14 protein-coding genes are annotated in these 16,694 nt (G+C 62.6%); 4 read left to right on the forward strand and 10 right to left on the reverse strand.

What is annotated here, in order from left to right; genetic code table 11:
* Positions 1–79: 79 nt before the first annotated feature.
* Positions 80–2,686 (reverse strand): leucine--tRNA ligase, encoded by a 2,607-nt coding sequence (gene leuS, locus IB266_RS27000; RefSeq protein ID WP_192263535.1) that lies wholly within the window; start codon positions 2,684–2,686, stop codon positions 80–82.
* Between the two features lie 292 nt (positions 2,687–2,978).
* Between leuS and IB266_RS27005 the strand changes: the two genes are divergently transcribed.
* Positions 2,979–3,299, forward strand: coding sequence for a hypothetical protein (locus tag IB266_RS27005; RefSeq protein WP_192263537.1), 321 nt, complete (start codon positions 2,979–2,981; stop codon positions 3,297–3,299).
* Between the two features lie 103 nt (positions 3,300–3,402).
* The gene (locus IB266_RS27010) at positions 3,403–4,164 is read left to right on the forward strand and encodes a YdcF family protein (RefSeq protein WP_103311293.1); all 762 of its coding nucleotides are present in this window, start codon (positions 3,403–3,405) and stop codon (positions 4,162–4,164) included.
* 141 nt (positions 4,165–4,305) lie between these two features.
* Here the strand turns inward: IB266_RS27010 and lnt are convergent, their stop codons facing one another.
* From lnt to miaB, 5 genes are all read right to left on the reverse strand, one after another.
* Entirely contained in the window at positions 4,306–5,829 is a 1,524-nt protein-coding gene (gene lnt, locus IB266_RS27015; RefSeq protein ID WP_060740490.1) for an apolipoprotein N-acyltransferase, read from the reverse strand.
* Between the two features lie 27 nt (positions 5,830–5,856).
* Positions 5,857–6,696: an HlyC/CorC family transporter gene (locus tag IB266_RS27020; RefSeq protein WP_003205870.1), complete on the reverse strand. Its 840-nt coding sequence runs from the start codon at positions 6,694–6,696 to the stop codon at positions 5,857–5,859.
* A gap of 39 nt (positions 6,697–6,735) precedes the next feature.
* Positions 6,736–7,194, reverse strand: coding sequence for an rRNA maturation RNase YbeY (gene ybeY, locus IB266_RS27025; protein ID WP_192263539.1), 459 nt, complete (start codon positions 7,192–7,194; stop codon positions 6,736–6,738).
* The gene (locus tag IB266_RS27030) at positions 7,187–8,197 is read right to left on the reverse strand and encodes a PhoH family protein (protein WP_060740491.1); all 1,011 of its coding nucleotides are present in this window, start codon (positions 8,195–8,197) and stop codon (positions 7,187–7,189) included. Before IB266_RS27030 ends, ybeY begins: the two co-directional genes overlap by 8 nt.
* 238 nt (positions 8,198–8,435) lie before the next feature.
* Entirely contained in the window at positions 8,436–9,764 is a 1,329-nt protein-coding gene (gene miaB, locus IB266_RS27035) for a tRNA (N6-isopentenyl adenosine(37)-C2)-methylthiotransferase MiaB (RefSeq protein WP_192263541.1), read from the reverse strand.
* A gap of 133 nt (positions 9,765–9,897) precedes the next feature.
* Between miaB and IB266_RS27040 the strand changes: the two genes are divergently transcribed.
* Positions 9,898–10,227, forward strand: coding sequence for a DUF1820 family protein (locus tag IB266_RS27040; RefSeq protein ID WP_003185742.1), 330 nt, complete (start codon positions 9,898–9,900; stop codon positions 10,225–10,227).
* Between the two features lie 128 nt (positions 10,228–10,355).
* On the opposite strand, the gene IB266_RS27045 is transcribed toward IB266_RS27040, so the two are convergent.
* The 4 genes from IB266_RS27045 to IB266_RS27060 form a co-directional block, all read right to left on the reverse strand.
* Positions 10,356–10,910, reverse strand: coding sequence for a tetratricopeptide repeat protein (locus IB266_RS27045; RefSeq protein ID WP_053188388.1), 555 nt, complete (start codon positions 10,908–10,910; stop codon positions 10,356–10,358).
* A gap of 217 nt (positions 10,911–11,127) precedes the next feature.
* Complete coding sequence (gene hemL, locus IB266_RS27050; RefSeq protein WP_103311063.1) at positions 11,128–12,411, reverse strand: glutamate-1-semialdehyde 2,1-aminomutase; 1,284 nt, start codon at positions 12,409–12,411, stop codon at positions 11,128–11,130.
* A 28-nt stretch (positions 12,412–12,439) separates the two neighbouring features.
* Positions 12,440–13,066 (reverse strand): thiamine phosphate synthase, encoded by a 627-nt coding sequence (gene thiE / locus IB266_RS27055; protein ID WP_060740494.1) that lies wholly within the window; start codon positions 13,064–13,066, stop codon positions 12,440–12,442.
* Positions 13,067–13,083: 17 nt separating this feature from the next.
* The gene (locus tag IB266_RS27060; protein ID WP_060740495.1) at positions 13,084–13,881 is read right to left on the reverse strand and encodes a hydroxymethylpyrimidine/phosphomethylpyrimidine kinase; all 798 of its coding nucleotides are present in this window, start codon (positions 13,879–13,881) and stop codon (positions 13,084–13,086) included.
* Positions 13,882–14,296: 415 nt separating this feature from the next.
* Here IB266_RS27060 and IB266_RS27065 point away from each other — a divergent pair, with 415 nt between their 5' ends.
* Positions 14,297–16,681: a hybrid sensor histidine kinase/response regulator gene (locus tag IB266_RS27065; RefSeq protein ID WP_192263543.1), complete on the forward strand. Its 2,385-nt coding sequence runs from the start codon at positions 14,297–14,299 to the stop codon at positions 16,679–16,681.
* Positions 16,682–16,694: the final 13 nt, after the last annotated feature.

Consider the following 16,694-nt stretch of genomic DNA (forward strand, 5'->3'; position numbering starts at 1 on the left):
CCTTGAACCCTATGGGGGTCGACCATGCGACCCCGCAGGTTGTATTCGGCGCCAGGCTTGAGCCTCGCGCCCGATCCAATTAGCTTGCGACGATGTTGACCAGCTTGCCGGGCACGACGATCACTTTGCGAATCGTCAGGCCATCGACAAAGCGCAGCACGTTTTCATTGGCCCGCGCAGCGGCTTCGACTTCTTCACGTGTGGCGGCGGCCGGCATTTCGATCTGGCCGCGCAGCTTGCCGTTGACCTGGATGACCAGGGTCAGGCTGTCCTGCACCAGCGCGGTTTCGTCCACCACCGGCCAGCGAGCGTCAATCACCGGGTCGGCGTGACCCAGTTGATTCCACAGCTCGTGGCTGATGTGCGGGGTGATCGGCGCCAGCAGCAGCGTCACGGCTTCCAGGCCTTCGTGAATCAGCGCGCGATCCTGCTCGGTGCCTTGCGCGGCTTTTTCCAGCACGTTCATCAGCGTCATCACCTGGGCGATGGCGGTGTTGAATTTGTGGTTCTGGCCGACGTCATGGCTGGCCTGCTTGATGGCCAGGTGAATCGAGCGACGAACGGCTTTCTGCTCGTCGTTCAGGCCGGCGACGTCCAGCTTGCTCGGCAGGCCCTGGGTGACGTGGGCTTGGGCCAGGCGCCAGACGCGCTTGAGGAAGCGGTGCGAGCCCTCGACGCCCGAGTCGGACCATTCCGCGCTCATGTCAGGTGGCGAGGCGAACATCATGAACAGGCGGCAGGTGTCCGCGCCGAACTGGTCGATCATCGACTGTGGGTCGACGCCGTTGTTCTTCGACTTGGCCATTTTCTCGGTGCCGCCGATTTCCACCGGCAGGCCGTCGGCGATCAGCTTGGCGCTGATGACCTTGGCCTTGCTGTCGCGTTCGAGCTCGACGTCGCTCGGGTTGAACCAGGTGTAGGCACCGTTGGCTTCGCGACGATAGTAAGTCTCGGCGATCACCATGCCTTGGGTCAGCAGGTTCTTGAACGGCTCGTTGGAGCTCACCAGGCCTTCGTCACGCATCAACTTGTGGAAGAAGCGTGCGTAGAGCAGGTGGAGAATGGCGTGTTCGATGCCGCCGATGTACTGGTCCACCGGCAACCAGTGGTCGGCCGCGGATTTTTCCACCAGGCCGCCTTCATAGTGCGGCGAGGCGTAGCGCGCGTAATACCAGGAGGACTCGACGAAGGTGTCCATGGTGTCGGTTTCACGCTTGGCCGGTGCGCCGCATTTCGGGCAGCTGCACTCGTAGAACTCGGGCATGCGTGCCAGGGGCGAGCCGGCGCCGTCGGGCACGACGTCTTCCGGCAGGACCACGGGCAACTGGTCTTCCGGCACCGGTACGTCACCGCAGGTGTCGCAATGCACGATCGGGATCGGGCAGCCCCAGTAGCGCTGGCGGCTGATGCCCCAGTCCCGCAGGCGGAACTGGGTGCGCGAGGCACCGAGGTTCTTCTTGATCAGGGCGACTTCGATGGCATCGAATGCACCTGGGAAGTCCAGGCCGTTGAACTCGCCGGAGTTGATCAGTTCGCCGTGTTCGCCATAGGCGTCCTGCCAAGGTGCCGGAGTCTGGTCGCCGGCGCTGGTGCGCACCACCGCTTTGACCGGCAGGTTGTACTTGTGGGCGAATTCGAAATCACGCTCGTCGTGGGCCGGCACGGCCATCACCGCGCCGTCGCCGTAGTGCATCAGCACGTAGTTGGCGACCCACACCGGCAGCTTCTCGCCGGTGAGCGGGTGCTCGACGAACAACGACGTCGCCAGGCCTTTTTTCTCTTGAGTGGCGACATCGGCTTCGGCGACGCTGCCGCCCTTGCATTCGGCGATGAACGCCTGCAGCTCGGGGTTGTTCTGTGCCGCCAGGGTGGCCAGCGGATGCTCGGCGGCCACGGCCACATAGGTGGCGCCCATCAGCGTGTCCGGACGGGTGGTGAAGACTTTCAGGGTGCCGGCTTCGCCAATGGAGGCGACGTCATACGGGAACTGCACTTCCATGCCCCGGGACTTGCCGATCCAGTTGCGCTGCATGGTCTTGACCTGCTCGGGCCAACCGGTCAGCTCGTCGAGACTCTCCAGGAGTTCATCCGCATAGGCGGTGATCTTGAAGTAGTACATCGGGATCTCGCGCTTTTCGATCAGCGCGCCGGAGCGCCAGCCGCGACCGTCGATCACTTGCTCGTTGGCCAGTACGGTCTGGTCCACCGGGTCCCAGTTCACGGTGCCGTTCTTGCGGTAGATCACGCCTTTTTCGAACAGGCGGGTGAACAGCCATTGTTCCCAGCGGTAGTAGTCCGGCTTGCAGGTGGTCACTTCGCGGGACCAGTCCACCGCCAGGCCCAGGCTGCGCAGCTGGGTCTTCATGTAGGCGATGTTTTCGTAGGTCCACTTGGCGGGGGCCACGTTGTTCTTCATCGCGGCGTTTTCCGCCGGCATGCCGAAGGCGTCCCAACCCATGGGTTGCAGGACGTTCTTGCCTTGCATGCGCTGGTAGCGGGAGATCACGTCGCCGATGGTGTAGTTGCGCACGTGCCCCATGTGTAGCTTGCCGCTGGGGTAAGGGAACATCGACAGGCAGTAATAAGTCTCCTTGCCTGGCTGTTCACTGACTTCAAAGGACTTTTGCTCGTCCCAGAACGACTGGGCGGCGGCTTCGATTTCACGGGGCTGGTAGTGTTCGTGCATGGCTACTTTTGTACTGAATGGGGTGGCCCAATCCTCTTCGTGGCCATGCTGGACGCAGACGACGCCGAATGCGGCGTTTTCGATGCCCAGCCAAGCTGGAAGTGGAGTTACAGGAAGCGCCGTAGCATACATGACCGCGCTCTACCGAGGGAAACCCTGATTGCGTGCTGGCCATCGACGATCACCGGCGCGAACCCGTGTTCAGGGCCGTTGGTCGCGGCGCCCTGCCGGTTTGCCCAGCGAAGCTAAGCTTCTCAATGGGGAGTGAGTCTTATCTTCAATGAGGTGAGGGATGGTTGAATCACAACGAAAAGTCGCTACACCTGAGTTGTATGAAAAACTGATCGATCGTCTCGGGGCGGCCCTGGACGCTGCAAGAACCGCCGGCCGCTTGCGGGATGAGCGTCCGGTAGAGCTGGAGCTGCGTGGCTTGAGCCCCGCAGAGTTCGAACTGGTCGAGGCTTACCTCGAACAGGCCGGACATCAACCCCCCGCCAGTGGGGCCCAGGTAATCAAGCGTCTCGAGGCGCCCCGTTCGGCCAAGGTTGTATGGCTCAAGGACCGGACGCCTGACAAGGATGCTGTAAAGGTCCGGTCACTGCAGTTCAAGTAGCGCCGGATTCACGCGTGTCGCTTTTTTTGATTCAAGGTTTTTTCGAATCTGTTGTCGCTTTGCGTCAACCCACCTAGGCTTCGGGCATCTATGGAGATGCCCGATGCCGTTTCGCTATTTCATCAAACAACTTTTATTGCCGCCCGGCATTCTTTTGCTGTTGTTGGCGCTTGCCTGGTGGTGGCGTCATTCGCGGCCGCGCCTGGCTCGCCTGTGTTTCGCCGTGGGCCTGGGCGGCTTCTGGCTGATGAGTCTGCCGGTGGTGGTGCAGTGGAGCGCCAAGGCACTGGAGCGTGAACCGCCGTTGCTGCGCAGTGAATGGGCGACCCTGGCCCAGCGTGCCGACGCCATCGTGGTGCTGGGTTCCGGTCGCGAGCGCGGTGACCTGGCTTGGGGGTCGGACCAGCCCACCGGTGTCGGCCTCGAACGCCAGCGTTATGCGGCGCGACTGGCCAAGGCTTCGGGCTTGCCCGTGCTGACGACCGGTGGCTTGCACTATGGTACCCCACCCAGTGAAGCGAAGTTGATGGCCGATTCGATGCGGGACGACTTTGGCGTCACCGTTCGCTGGCAGGAAGAGCGCAGCCGCACGACCTGGGAAAACGCCCAGATGAGTGCCGAGATCCTGCTGCCGGAAAACATAAAGCGCATTGTGGTGGTCACCCAGGCCTGGCACATGCCGCGTGCGGTCTGGAGTTTCGAGCGCTCAGGATTTGAAGTGGTGCCGGCGCCTGTCGGCTTCCTGGGCCCGGACAACGCCCGGCCATTGGGTGGCTGGATGCCGGAGTTCAAGTCGATCTGGCAGTCCGGGCAGTTGATGAATGAGGCGATGGGGTTGGTGGGGTATTGGTTGTTCTATCGCTGAAGATGATGAGGTAGAGAGGGAGTCCCCATTGTGGCGAGGGAGCTTGCTCCCGCTGGGCTGCGCAGCGGCCCCAAAATTTCTGGGAGCGCTTCGCACTCCAGCGGGAGCAAGCTCCCTCGCCACAAGTGCTTCCAGAAGGCTTTAAACCGTCTTGGCCATCCGGCTCGCCACCAACGCCCAGCCCAGCAGCAACACGCACAAAATGATCAGCGGCCACGAGCGCCATTGCAGGTACGGGGTCAGGTTGTGCATCGGCACCACTTCGCCGTAGAGGATGCCGCGCTCGAATTGCGGGATCTGTGCGGTGATCTGGCCGAAGGGGTTGATCAGGCCGGTCACGCCGTTGTTGGTGGCGCGGATCATCCAGCGGCCGGCTTCCAGGGCGCGCATCTGGGCCATTTGCAGGTGTTGCAGCGGGCCGATCGAGGTGCCGAACCAGGTGTCGTTGCTGATGGTCAGCAGCAGGTCGCTACGCGCCGAGAGGCTGGCGGCGAACTCCGGGTAGACCACTTCATAGCAGATGAACGGGGCGATCTGGTAACCCTTGGCTTGCAGCAACGGCTGGTCGGCCGGGCCCCGGGCGAAGTCCGACATGGGCAGGTCGAAGAAGGCGATCAGGCCGCGCAGGATGTCCTGTAGCGGCACGTATTCGCCAAACGGCACGAGTTTTTGCTTCAGGTAGGTACCGTCACCTTCGCCGGTCACGGTGATGCCGTTGTAGTAACGCTTCTCGTGATGCACCAGTTGCCGAATCGGCACGCCGGTAATCAACGCCGACTGCCGCTCGGCGGCGAAGTTGCCCATCATGTCCAGGTAGCCCTGGGCGGACTCCTTGAGCACCGGCACCGCGGTTTCCGGCCAGATCAGCAGGTCGACGCGCTTGGAGGCGAAGCTCATGTCGCGGTACAGCGCCAACTGCGCGTTGAGCTGTTCGGGGTCCCACTTCATGCTTTGTTCGATGTTGCCCTGGATCGCCGCGACGCTCAGCGGGTCGCCCGAGGGGCTGGTCCAGGCATGCCCCTTGAGTGCCATGCCGGCCACCCACGGGCCGATCAACAGCAGCACGCCCGCGGCAATAAAACCTTTGCGGGCACCGCGGATCAGCCGCGGCGCGTTGTACAGCAGCGCGGCGGTCAGGGCCAGGGTGAAGGAGATCAGCCACATCCCGCCCAGCGGCGCGAGGCCGGCCAGGGGGCCGTCGAGCTGGCTGTAACCGGAATACAGCCACGGGAACCCGGTGAGGAACCAGCCGCGGAAGGCTTCCTGGCCCAACCACAGCGCGGCGAACGCCAGGGCATCGGCCAAGGGCGCCTCGTTGCGGCGCAGCCAGCGCGCCCACAGCCAGGCGGGCAGGGCGAAGAACCAGGCGATGGCGGCGATGAACAGCAGCATCAACAGCCCGGCGAGCAGCACCGAGGCGCCACCGAAGTTATGGATGCTGACGTAGATCCAACTGGTGCCGGCGCCAAACAGGCCAAAACCGAAACACCAGCCACGGCCCAGGGCCTGGCGTGGCGAAAGCTCGCGCAGCCCGGCATAGAACAAGCCGACCGCCAGCAATGCCAGCGGCCAGAGGTCGAACGGTGCCAGGGCCAGGGTGGTGATCGCACCGGCCGCCACGGCCAGCAGGTTACCGGGCCAGCCGGGGCGGGTTATCCAGCGCATGTATATCCTTAGCGGGTCTCGCAGGGGTTATCGGCCAATGGGTGACAGGCGCAGCAAGTGAATCCGGCGGCTGTCGGCATTGAGGATGCGGAAGCGCCAGGAGCCGATTTCCGTGGTTTCGTTGCGCTTGGGCAGGTGCCCGAAAGCACTCATCACCAGGCCGCCGACGGTGTCGAACTCATCGTCGGAGAATTGGCTGTCGAAGAATTCGTTGAAGTTCTCGATCGGCGTCAGGGCCTTGATCAGGAAGTCACCGCTGGGCAGCGGCTTGATGTAGCTGTCTTCCTCGACATCGTGCTCGTCCTCGATGTCGCCGACGATCTGCTCGAGGACGTCTTCGATGGTGACCAGGCCGGCCACGCCGCCGTATTCGTCGATGACGATGGCCATGTGGTTGTGGTTGGCGCGGAATTCCCGCAGCAGCACGTTCAGGCGCTTGGACTCGGGCACGAAGGTGGCCGGGCGCAGCAGGTCCTTGATGTTGAAGCTGTCGCCGTTCTCCTGAAGGATCAGCGGCAGCAGGTCCTTGGCCAGCAGTACGCCCATGACGTCGTCATGGCTCTCGCCAACGACCGGGTAGCGCGAGTGAGCGGAGTCGACCACGGCGGGCAGGAATTCACGCGGGGTCTGGGTCGCCTTGATGCTGACCATTTGCGAGCGCGGGACCATGATGTCCCGCACTTGCAGGTCAGCGACCTGGATGGCGCCTTCGACGATGGCCAGCGCTTCGCTGTCCAGCAGTTTGTTCTGGTGTGCATCGCGCAGCAGCTCCAGCAGCTCCTGGCGGTTTTTCGGCTCATGGGCAAAAGCCTGGGTGAGCTTGCCCAGCCATGACTTCTGCCCGTTGCTCGATCGATCTTCGCTCATAGCGATTACTCTGAATCCTTTGTCGTTACAGTTGATGTATCAGTGTTCGTCGCCGGCGTAGGGGTCGGGATGACCCAGCTCTGCAAGCAACGTTCGTTCCAGTGCTTCCATTTCTTCGGCTTCGTCATCTTCTATATGGTCGTAACCCAGTAGATGCAAGCAGCCGTGAATCACCAGATGGGCCCAGTGGGCCTCGGGGGTCTTGCCTTGTTCCGCCGCTTCACGCTCCACCACCGGGACGCAGATCACCAGGTCGCCCAGCAGCGGGATGTCGAGCAGCTCGTCGGGAACGTCGGCGGGGAACGACAGCACGTTGGTGGCGTAGTCCTTCTGCCGCCAAGTGTGGTTCAGCTCGCGGCCTTCGGGCTCGTCCACCAGGCGGATCGTCAGCTCCGAGTCGGCGCTGCGCTGGCGCAGGGCCAGTTCGCACCATTGGCGGAACTGGGCTTCGCTGGGGGCGGCGTGTTCGCAGGCCACTTGCAGGTCGAGTTCAAGCATTGTGGCGATTGCCTTTGCCTTCGGTCGTGTCGTCGGCCTCGCGATTCTCGAAGCGCTCGTAGGCTTCGACAATGCGCTGTACCAACGGATGGCGCACGACGTCCTTGGGCATGAAGTGCGTGAAGCTGATGCCTGGCACGTCCTTGAGGACCTGGATCACATGGTTCAGCCCGGACTTGGTGCCACGGGGCAGGTCGACCTGGGTGATGTCCCCGGTGATGACGGCGGTGGAGCCGAAGCCGATCCGGGTCAGGAACATTTTCATCTGCTCGACCGTGGTGTTCTGGCTTTCGTCGAGGATGATGAAGCTGTTGTTCAGGGTACGACCGCGCATGTAGGCCAGCGGCGCGACCTCGATGACCTGGCGCTCGATCAGCTTGGCGACGTATTCGAAGCCGAGCATTTCATACAGCGCGTCATAGAGCGGGCGCAGGTACGGGTCGATCTTCTGGGCCAGGTCGCCGGGCAGGAAGCCGAGTTTTTCACCCGCTTCGACCGCCGGTCGCACCAGCAGGATGCGCCGTACCTGTTCGCGCTCCAGCGCATCGACGGCGCAGGCCACGGCCAGGTAGGTCTTGCCGGTACCGGCCGGGCCGATGCCGAAGTTGATGTCGTTGCCCAGGATTTCCTTCACGTAGCGCTGCTGATTCAAGCCGCGCGGGCGAATCATGCCTTTTTTCGTGCGCAGGGCCACGGCAGGTTCCGACGGGGCGTGGTTGTCGAGTTCTTCGACAGCCGATTCCTGCAGGAACAGGTGGACCGTATCCGGCGACAGCTCGCTCCCCTTGGTTTCCCGGTAGAGACGGCGCAGCAGGTTTTCCGCGGAGGTGGTGTGCTTGGGTTCGCCGATCAGCTCGAACTGGTTTCCGCGGTTGCGGATCTCGATGGCCAGGCGCTGTTCGATCAAGCGCAGGTGCTCGTCGAATTGCCCGCACAGATTGGCGAAGCGGCGAGCCTCAAAGGGCTCGAGAATAAAGCGATGTGGTTCGATGGGTGCGTTCAAGGTCGTTTTTAGCCGCCCAGGGGCAATTGAGATGAAACCAAGGATAGCGCCAGTAGGCTGGGTGCGAAAGCTCTTAAACAGGCGAATCCGATCACAGGGTTGGCACAACCTATAGTGGGAGCAAGGCTTGCCCGCGATGAAAGCACCGCAACCTTGCTGAAGAGCGCGGTGCCCTGATCGCGGGCAAGCCTTGCTCCCACAGGTCTTGCTTGCACAGGCAATAGTGTTTTTGAAAAGGTTACTGGATCAGCGAACCCCGCAGGGAGTGCGGTTGCGCGGCGTCGATGTACACATCGGCGAACTGGCCGATCAGGGCCGGGGTGTCGCAGCGGAAATTGACGATGCGGTTGTTTTCGGTACGTCCTTGCAGCTCGCCGGGGTCTTTTTTCGAATAATCGGTCACCAGAATCCGCTGGACGGAACCGACCATTTGTCGGCTGATCTCGAAGCCTTGCTGGTTGAGGCGATGCTGCAAGGCGTTGAGCCGTTCTTTTTTCAGTTCTTCCGGGGTGTCGTCCGCCAGGTCGGCCGCCGGGGTTCCAGGGCGCTGGCTGTAGACGAAGGAATAGGAGAAGTCGAAGCCCACGTCTTCGATCAGCTTCATGGTCTGCTGGAAGTCTTTCTCGGTTTCACCGGGGAAACCGACGATAAAGTCCGAGCTGATGCAGATGCCCGGCACTGCCGCACGCAATTTGCGCAGCTTGGATTTGTACTCCAGTGCCGTGTGGTTGCGCTTCATGGCCGCGAGGATCCGGTCGGAACCCGATTGCACCGGCAAGTGCAGGTGCTTGACCAGCTCGGGAACCTCGGCGTGGGCCTGGATCAGGCTGTCGGAGAACTCCAGTGGATGGGACGTGGTGTAGCGGATGCGGTCGATGCCGTCCACCGCCGCCACCACGCGGATCAGCTCGGCGAGGTCCGCCAGGCGCCCGTCATGGGTCAGGCCGCGATAGCCGTTGACGTTCTGCCCCAGCAGGGTCACTTCGCGCACGCCGTTTTCGGCCAGGTGGATGATCTCGGCGATCACGTCGTCGAACGGTCGGCTGACTTCTTCGCCGCGGGTATAGGGCACCACGCAGAACGTGCAGTACTTGCTGCAGCCTTCCATCACCGACACATAGGCGCTCGGGCCGTCGATGCGCGGTTCGGGCAGGTGGTCGAATTTTTCGATTTCCGGAAACGAGACATCCACTTGTGGCAGCTTGGTCGCACGCGCGGCGTCGATCATCTCCGGCAGGCGGTGCAAGGTCTGCGGGCCGAAGACCACGTCCACGTACGGGGCACGATCGCGAATGGCCGCGCCTTCCTGGCTGGCCACGCAACCGCCCACGGCGATGACCATTTCCGGGTTGGCCAGCTTCAGCTCGCGCCAGCGGCCGAGCTGGGAATACACCCGGTCCTGGGCGCGTTCGCGAATCGAGCAGGTATTGAGCAGGATCACGTCCGCGTCTTCGGCGCGGGCGGTGACTTCCAGGGCCTGGTGTTCACCCAGCAGATCGACCATGCGCGAGCTGTCGTACTCGTTCATCTGGCAACCGTGGGTTTCGATGTAAAGCTTCTTGGCCATGGACGGAGTCATCACGTGATTCAAAGAACCGCGCATTATAGGGAACAAGTCCCCCGGTTCCTACCGCTGTGCGAGCAGTGGCTATGCTATAGTTCGCGCCCTCATTTTTACCCGCCGATGTGTTTCGCCAGCCATGACCAAACGTGAAGCTCCAATCTACAAGGTGATTTTCCTTAACCAGGGCCAGGTGTTCGAAATGTACGCCAAGCAGATCTATCAAAGTGATCTGTGGGGCTTCCTGGAAGTGGAAGAGTTCGTCTTTGGCGAGCGCACGCAAGTGGTCGTCGATCCGAGCGAAGAAAAGCTCAAGGCGCAGTTCGAAGGCGTGGTGCGCAGTTTCGTGCCGATGCATTCGATCGTGCGCATCGACGAAGTCGAACGCCTGGGCACGCCGAAAATCAGCGAAGCCCGCGGCGCGGTTGGCAACGTGATGCCGTTTCCGATGCCGATGCCTGAGAAGTAAACCTGAGCACAGTCCTCTGTGGCGAGGGAGCTTGCTCCCGCTGGAGTGCGAAGCGCTCCCAGAAATCTTAGGGCCGCTGCGCAGCCCAGCGGGAGCAAGCTCCCTCGCCACAGGGGCCGGCGGCGGATTCAGGGCAGCGGTGAAAAAGGCGTACGCCCATCGGCGTTCTGCAATTCCATCAGGTATTTGCGAAAGATCTGGCCCAGCACCTGGGTCGCCACTTCCAACTCGTCGCGGGGCATCTGCTCGGCGACTTCGTCGGCGGTGTCCAGGGCTTCTTCGGCGCCATTGACCGCGGCCATCTTCAAGACGATGTAGGCCTGGACGTTGTTGGCCGGCACGCCTTCGCCATGGAAGAACATGCCACCGAGCTTGAATTGCGCCTGGGCATGGCCTTGCAGCGAGGCTTTTTCGAAGTAGTTGAGGGCTTGCTTGAGGTCGCGGGGTGCAGCCTTGCCTTCGTAGTAGAACTCGCCCAACTCGTATTGCGCTTGTGCATCGCCTGCGTCCGCCGCTTTTTGACAGGCGTCGAGTGCCGGTGCGAGATCTTGTGGCTGGGTATTGAGCGTGCAACGGCCCAGCGCCGGGATCAACAACGAGTTGCCGCCTGCCTGTGCATTCGCCAGCAGCGGCTGAAGGAGCAACAGGCAGCCCAAGGCAAGGGTGCGGCCGGTGCGGTTCATGGGAATCGACTTACCTCTGAGGGGCGCGCGGACCCTCCGGGGGATCCAATAAGCGCGCATTATGAAATAAGCGGGGCCATCCTTACAAAGTCTTTACTCGTTTTTCTGCTGCACGGGAATGCTAATAGCAGCTTCGGGCATAAATACGTAGGAAAAGGGCGGGAGGTTGTCAGCAATCACTGACGCCAGCTTCAGCCAGCGTCAGTTATCCACAGGCTTACTTCAGTGCCGCGAAGGCCCGCTCGGCTGCATCGAGGGTGATCTTCAGCTCGGTCTCGCCATGGGCGATGGAGGTGAAGCCGGCTTCGAACGCACTCGGGGCCAGATACACGCCGCCGTCGAGCATCAGGTGGAAGAAGCGCTTGAACCGGTCGGCATCGCTGGCCATGACGTCTTCGAAGGTGATGATGTCATCGGCGCCACTGAAATACAGGCCAAACATGCCGCCGGCCTGGGTGGTCACGAAGGGGATGCCCGCCGCATCGGCGCGGATCTGCAGGCCGTCGAGCAGGCGAGTGGTGTAGTCGGTCAGTTCGGCGTGGAAGCCCGGGCGGCTGATCAGGCGCAGGGTGGTCAGGCCGGCGGCCATGGCCAACGGGTTGCCCGACAGCGTGCCGGCCTGGTAGACCGGGCCCAGCGGTGCGATGCATTCCATAATGGCGCGCTTGCCACCGAAGCAACCGACCGGCATGCCGCCGCCGATGATCTTGCCGAAGGTGCTCAGGTCCGGCGTGACGCCGTAATGGGCCTGGGCGCCGCCGAGGGCGACGCGGAAGCCGGTCATCACTTCATCGAAAATCAACACCACGCCATGCTGGTCGCACAGGCTGCGCAGGCCTTCGAGGAAACCCGGTGCCGGCGGTACGCAGTTCATGTTGCCGGCCACCGGCTCGACGATGATGCAGGCCACTTCCTGGCCGACTTCGCCGAGCATCTTCTCGACTTCTTCAAGGTCATTGAACGGCAGTGTCAGGGTGTGTTTGGCGAACGCCGCCGGCACGCCGGCCGAGCTTGGAACGCCCTGGGTCAGTGCGCCGGAACCGGCCTTGACCAGCAGGCTGTCGGAGTGGCCGTGGTAGCAGCCTTCGAACTTGATGATGCTGTCGCGCCCGGTGTAGCCCCGCGCCAGGCGGATCGCACTCATGGTCGCCTCGGTGCCGGAGCTGACCATGCGCACCATTTCCATCGATGGCACGATCGAGCAGACCAGGTCGGCCATCTCGGTCTCCATCGCGGTCGGGGCGCCGTAGGACAGGCCGTGGACCAATTGCTTGCGCACCGCATCCAGCACGTCCGGATGGCTGTGGCCGAGGATCATCGGGCCCCAGGAACCGACGTAGTCCACATAGCGCTTGTCGTCTTCGTCGGTGACGTACGCGCCTTCGGCGTGCTTGAAGAACAGTGGGGTGCCGCCGACGCTCTTGAACGCACGGACAGGCGAGTTCACGCCGCCGGGGATGTGTTTCTGGGCGTTGGCAAACAGGGTTTCGGAACGGGACATGGTTGGGCTCTCGAAAACGAAAAATGGACTATTTGATCTGCAGCAGTTCGTTGAAGGCGCGGGCGCGGCGCGTCACTTCAGCGCTGCTGTCGGCGCCGAACAGGCCGTGGACCACCGCCAGCAGGTCGACCCCGTGGGCCACCAGCGGGGCGGCGTTCTCCAGGGTGATGCCGCCGATGGCGCACACCGGAATATGCAGTTTGATGCGCGCCTGTTCGAGCAGTTCAAGGTTTGCGCTGGGGGCGCCGGGCTTGGTGTTGGAGTTGAAGAAGCGCCCGAAGGCGACATAACTGGCGCCTTCGCTGGCGGCCTGTTCGGCCAGGGCCAGGCTGGCGTGGCAGGTGGAGCCGACGATCGCCTTGTGCCCGAGCAGCGCCCGCACCGGCGCCAGCGGGCCATCGGTCTGGCCCAGGTGCACACCGACGCCCAGGCGCGCGGCCAGTTCGGCGTCGTCGTTGATGATCAGCTGGGTCTTGTAGCGCTCGCACAGGTTGCGCAGGGCTTCGGCCTCGCGCAGGCGACGGGCTTCGTCGCTGCTTTTGTCGCGGTATTGCAGCAGGGTCACGCCACCCTCCAGCGCCGCTTCTACATAAGCGAGGAACTTGCCGGCCAGCAATTGGCTATCGGTGATGGCGTACAGGCCACGTAATTTCATTCCACAGGCCTCCGGTGCTACGAGCAGAAATCCAGCGGCAGGCGACGCGGCACGAACTGGCCTTTGCCCAGTTGTTCGGCATCGCGCAAGGTGCGCCAGGTGTAATCCAGTGCTGTCTTGACGGCGCTGGCGAGCTGTTCGCCCTGGGCCAGCCGACCGGCCAGGGCGCTGGCCAGGGTGCAGCCGGAACCGTGGTAGCTGCCGGGCAAGCGCTGGCAGGTAAAGGTTTCGCGGCGGCCATCGCGGCTGTACAGGCGATTATGGACTTCATGTTCGTCGCCGTGACCGCCGGTGATCAACAGGTGTTTGACGAAGGGCAGCAGTTTTTCCGCGCACTCGTCGGCGCTGCCCTCGGGCAGTTCAGCGAGGATGCGTGCTTCAGGCAGGTTGGGGGTGGCGATGATTGCCAGGGGCAGCAGGCGTTCGCGCATGGCGTAGCCGACTTCATCCTTGCCCAGGCGTCCACCACCGCCGGCGCGCAGCACCGGGTCGCAGACCATCGGCAGATGTGGGTGGGCCTGGAGCAGTTCGACCACCGTGTCGACCATTTCCAGTGAGCCAAGCATCCCCAGCTTGACCGCCGCAACCGGCGAATCGTTGAGCACGGCATTGGCTTGCGCCAGCACCCACTCGCGATCGAGCACGCGGAAATCGCTGACGTTGACGGTGTCTTGCACGGTCAATGCGGTAACGGCCGGGGCGGCATGACAGCCCTGGGCGAGCAGGGCTTCGATATCTGCCTGCAAACCGGCACCACCGCTGGGGTCGTGGCCGGAGAGACAGAGGACAACGGGGCGAGAGCTGTAGATATTCATGGTGCGCGAGCTTACCACCAAACCTGTTTTATCGGTGGTGGGAGTCAGAGGATTTGTACGCTGCCTGTGATGGCAAGGCCCGGCTCATCGTGGCGAGGGAGCTTGCTCCCGCTGAGGTGCGAAGCGCCTCCCGATAACAGGCGGCCGCTTCGCGCCCGAGCGGGAGCAAGCTCCCTCGCCACGGTGAGTCATCGTTCAAGATTCCTGTCTGACCAAAGCAACAGCTCTATCTCAATGCTTTGCTCTGAAACGCCCGTTCTAGAGCCTTCTGTAGAAAAAATTTCAATGGTGCAAATTGGCCATCAGCGGCTATGCTAGAGATGGATCCAACACATAACAGGTAATGCCGGTTTTACGTCTACTCAGGGAATGGGGGGCTTCCTGACTCAACCGGACAGGCCACGCTGGGGCTTAAATGCGCTATTTGCTGATGTTACTGCTGTGCTTGTCCCCTCTGGCAAGTGCCCTGGAATTCGATGAATTCACCCAAAGCCTACCCTTGGGCCATGCCTTGCAAGTGTTCGAGGATGCGGGTGGCACGGCCACCCTGGATGAGGTCCTGGCCCAGTCCGCAGCGGGTGCGTTCAAGCCCCACGACAAAGCCACGCTGAACGCCGGTTACTCGCGATCAGCCTTCTGGTTGAAAATCGACCTGCACTATCGCCCTGACAATCCGGACGCCCAGCGCACCTGGCTGCTGGAGCTGGCATACCCGCCGCTGGACCACCTCGACTTGTACCTGCCCGACGCGGCTGGGGCCTATCGGCTGGTTCGCCAGACTGGTGATGCGTTGCCGTTCGCCAGCCGCGAGATCCGCCAGAACAATTATCTGTTCAGCCTGGCGTTCAAACCCGAACAGCAACAGACCGTCTATTTGCGCCTGCAAAGCCAGGGTTCGATCCAGGCGCCGTTGACGCTGTGGTCGAGCACCGCGTACCTCGAGCAACAGCCGGTGCGCCTGTATGTGCTGGGCATCATCTATGGCGTGCTGCTGGGGATGCTGGTGTACAACCTGTTCATCTACCTGAGCGTGCGCGATACCAGCTACCTCTATTACATTTTCTACATCGCCTCGTTCGGCCTGTACCAATTGTCGGTCAACGGTGCCGCCGTGGAGTACTTCTGGCCGGACAACCCCTGGTGGGCCAACGCCGCGACGCCGTTCTTCATTGGCTGTGCGGGTCTGTTTGGCAGCCAGTTCGCCCGCAGCTTCCTGCAAACCGCCCAGCATGGCCGCTGGATGGACCGCATGCTGCTGGCACTGATCGGCTACAGCGCCGTGGTCATCAGCCTGTCGCTGATGACCAGCTATGCCCTGGCCCTGCGCCTGGCGACGGCGTTGGCGCTGGTGTTCACGGTGGCGATCTTTGCCGCGGGGTTGTTCGCCTGGTGGCGTGGCCTGCGGGTGGCGCGCTATTTCATCATTGCCTGGTCGGCGTTTCTGCTGGGGGGCATCATCAATACCTTGATGGTGCTGGGCTACCTGCCGAACGTCTTCCTGACCATGTACGCCAGCCAGATCGGCTCGGCCATCGAAGTGGCGCTGTTGTCCCTGGCCTTGGCCGACCGCATCAATGCCATGCGCGAACAGCAGGCCCAGACCCTGTTGGACGCCGGGCAGAAACTCGAGGTGCTCAACCAGCAACTGGCCCACGGTAACAAGCTCAAGGACGAATTCCTCGCCACCTTGACCCACGAACTGCGCACGCCGATGAATGGCGTGATCGGTTCCCTGGAGTTGATGGAAACCGTCGAGATGGACGAGGAGCTGACCCAGTATCAACAGACCGCCGCCGGGTCGGCGCGGGACATGATGCGCATGGTCAATGGCATCCTCACCCTCACCGAGTTGCAGGCCGGCAAGCTCAAGGTCTATCCGGCGCCGTTCAGCCTGCGTGGGGTGATCGATGCGCTGCAGGTGCAGTTCGGCGCCAATGCCGCGGCCAAGGGCCTGGATTTCAAGGTCGACATGTCCCCGGGCCTGGCGGACCGGTTGATCGGCGACAGCGGCAAACTGGCCCAATGCCTGGAATGCTTGCTGGACAACGCGATCAAGTTCACCCGGTTGGGCGGCCTGGCGCTGCGTGTCAGCGGTCGGCCGACGGAGCTCGATCGGCTGGTGTTGTCCTTTGCCGTCATCGACACCGGGATCGGCTTTACCGACCTGGGGGAAGCGACCCTGTACCAGCGCTTCTTCCAGCTCGACGGCTCGATGACCCGCGAATATGGCGGTCTCGGCGTGGGCCTGGCCATCTGTCGGCAACTGGTGGAGCTGCTGGGCGGGCGCCTGACCCACACTTCCGAGCCCGGTCGTGGCAGCCGGTTCCAGTTGGACGTGGAGTTTGACGTGGCCTTGCCGGCGGCGGTCCCGACGCCGTTTTCCTTCGGTGGCCGCCAGGGCTCGCGCCAGCCCCAGGATTGCACGGTGCTGCTGGCGGATGACAACAACATCGATCAGTTGGTCATGCGTGGCATGTTGCTCAAGTTGGGTTATCGGGTGCGCACCGCCGACAGTGGCCGCGCCGCGCTGGATCTGCTGCACGGCGAGCGCTTTGACGCGGTGCTGCTCGATTGCCAGTCGCCGCCGCTGGACGGTGTGTCGGTCTGTTGCCAGATCCGCGCGTTGTCTGGCTGCGAAGAGCTGCCGGTACTGGTGGTCAGCCCGAATCTGGGGCAGGAGCGCTGTCCCTCGGGCGCGTTGATCGACTACCTGAGCAAACCGGTGAAATTCGAGGCATTGCAGGCCACGCTCCAGCGCCGGGTGCTTTGCCCGAGGCAGGGTGAAAGCGCCGATATTTAGGCGTATATGACAC

The sequence above is a fragment of the Pseudomonas sp. Pdm06 genome (genome assembly GCF_014851795.1).
Lineage (GTDB): Bacteria > Pseudomonadota > Gammaproteobacteria > Pseudomonadales > Pseudomonadaceae > Aquipseudomonas > Aquipseudomonas fluorescens_AA.

What these genes read in the sequence shown, in the direction of transcription:
- thiE (WP_060740494.1), bottom strand. Translation starts at nt 13,066, where the DNA reads ATGAAATTACGTGGCCTGTACGCCATCACCGATAGCCAATTGCTGGCC.
- leuS (WP_192263535.1), bottom strand. Translation starts at nt 2,686, where the DNA reads ATGCACGAACACTACCAGCCCCGTGAAATCGAAGCCGCCGCCCAGTCG.
- IB266_RS27020 (WP_003205870.1), bottom strand. Translation starts at nt 6,696, where the DNA reads ATGAGCGAAGATCGATCGAGCAACGGGCAGAAGTCATGGCTGGGCAAG.
- hemL (WP_103311063.1), bottom strand. Translation starts at nt 12,411, where the DNA reads ATGTCCCGTTCCGAAACCCTGTTTGCCAACGCCCAGAAACACATCCCC.
- IB266_RS27065 (WP_192263543.1), top strand. Translation starts at nt 14,297, where the DNA reads ATGCGCTATTTGCTGATGTTACTGCTGTGCTTGTCCCCTCTGGCAAGT.
- ybeY (WP_192263539.1), bottom strand. Translation starts at nt 7,194, where the DNA reads ATGCTTGAACTCGACCTGCAAGTGGCCTGCGAACACGCCGCCCCCAGC.
- miaB (WP_192263541.1), bottom strand. Translation starts at nt 9,764, where the DNA reads ATGGCCAAGAAGCTTTACATCGAAACCCACGGTTGCCAGATGAACGAG.
- IB266_RS27060 (WP_060740495.1), bottom strand. Translation starts at nt 13,881, where the DNA reads ATGAATATCTACAGCTCTCGCCCCGTTGTCCTCTGTCTCTCCGGCCAC.
- lnt (WP_060740490.1), bottom strand. Translation starts at nt 5,829, where the DNA reads ATGCGCTGGATAACCCGCCCCGGCTGGCCCGGTAACCTGCTGGCCGTG.
- IB266_RS27040 (WP_003185742.1), top strand. Translation starts at nt 9,898, where the DNA reads ATGACCAAACGTGAAGCTCCAATCTACAAGGTGATTTTCCTTAACCAG.
- IB266_RS27010 (WP_103311293.1), top strand. Translation starts at nt 3,403, where the DNA reads ATGCCGTTTCGCTATTTCATCAAACAACTTTTATTGCCGCCCGGCATT.
- IB266_RS27045 (WP_053188388.1), bottom strand. Translation starts at nt 10,910, where the DNA reads ATGAACCGCACCGGCCGCACCCTTGCCTTGGGCTGCCTGTTGCTCCTT.
- IB266_RS27005 (WP_192263537.1), top strand. Translation starts at nt 2,979, where the DNA reads ATGGTTGAATCACAACGAAAAGTCGCTACACCTGAGTTGTATGAAAAA.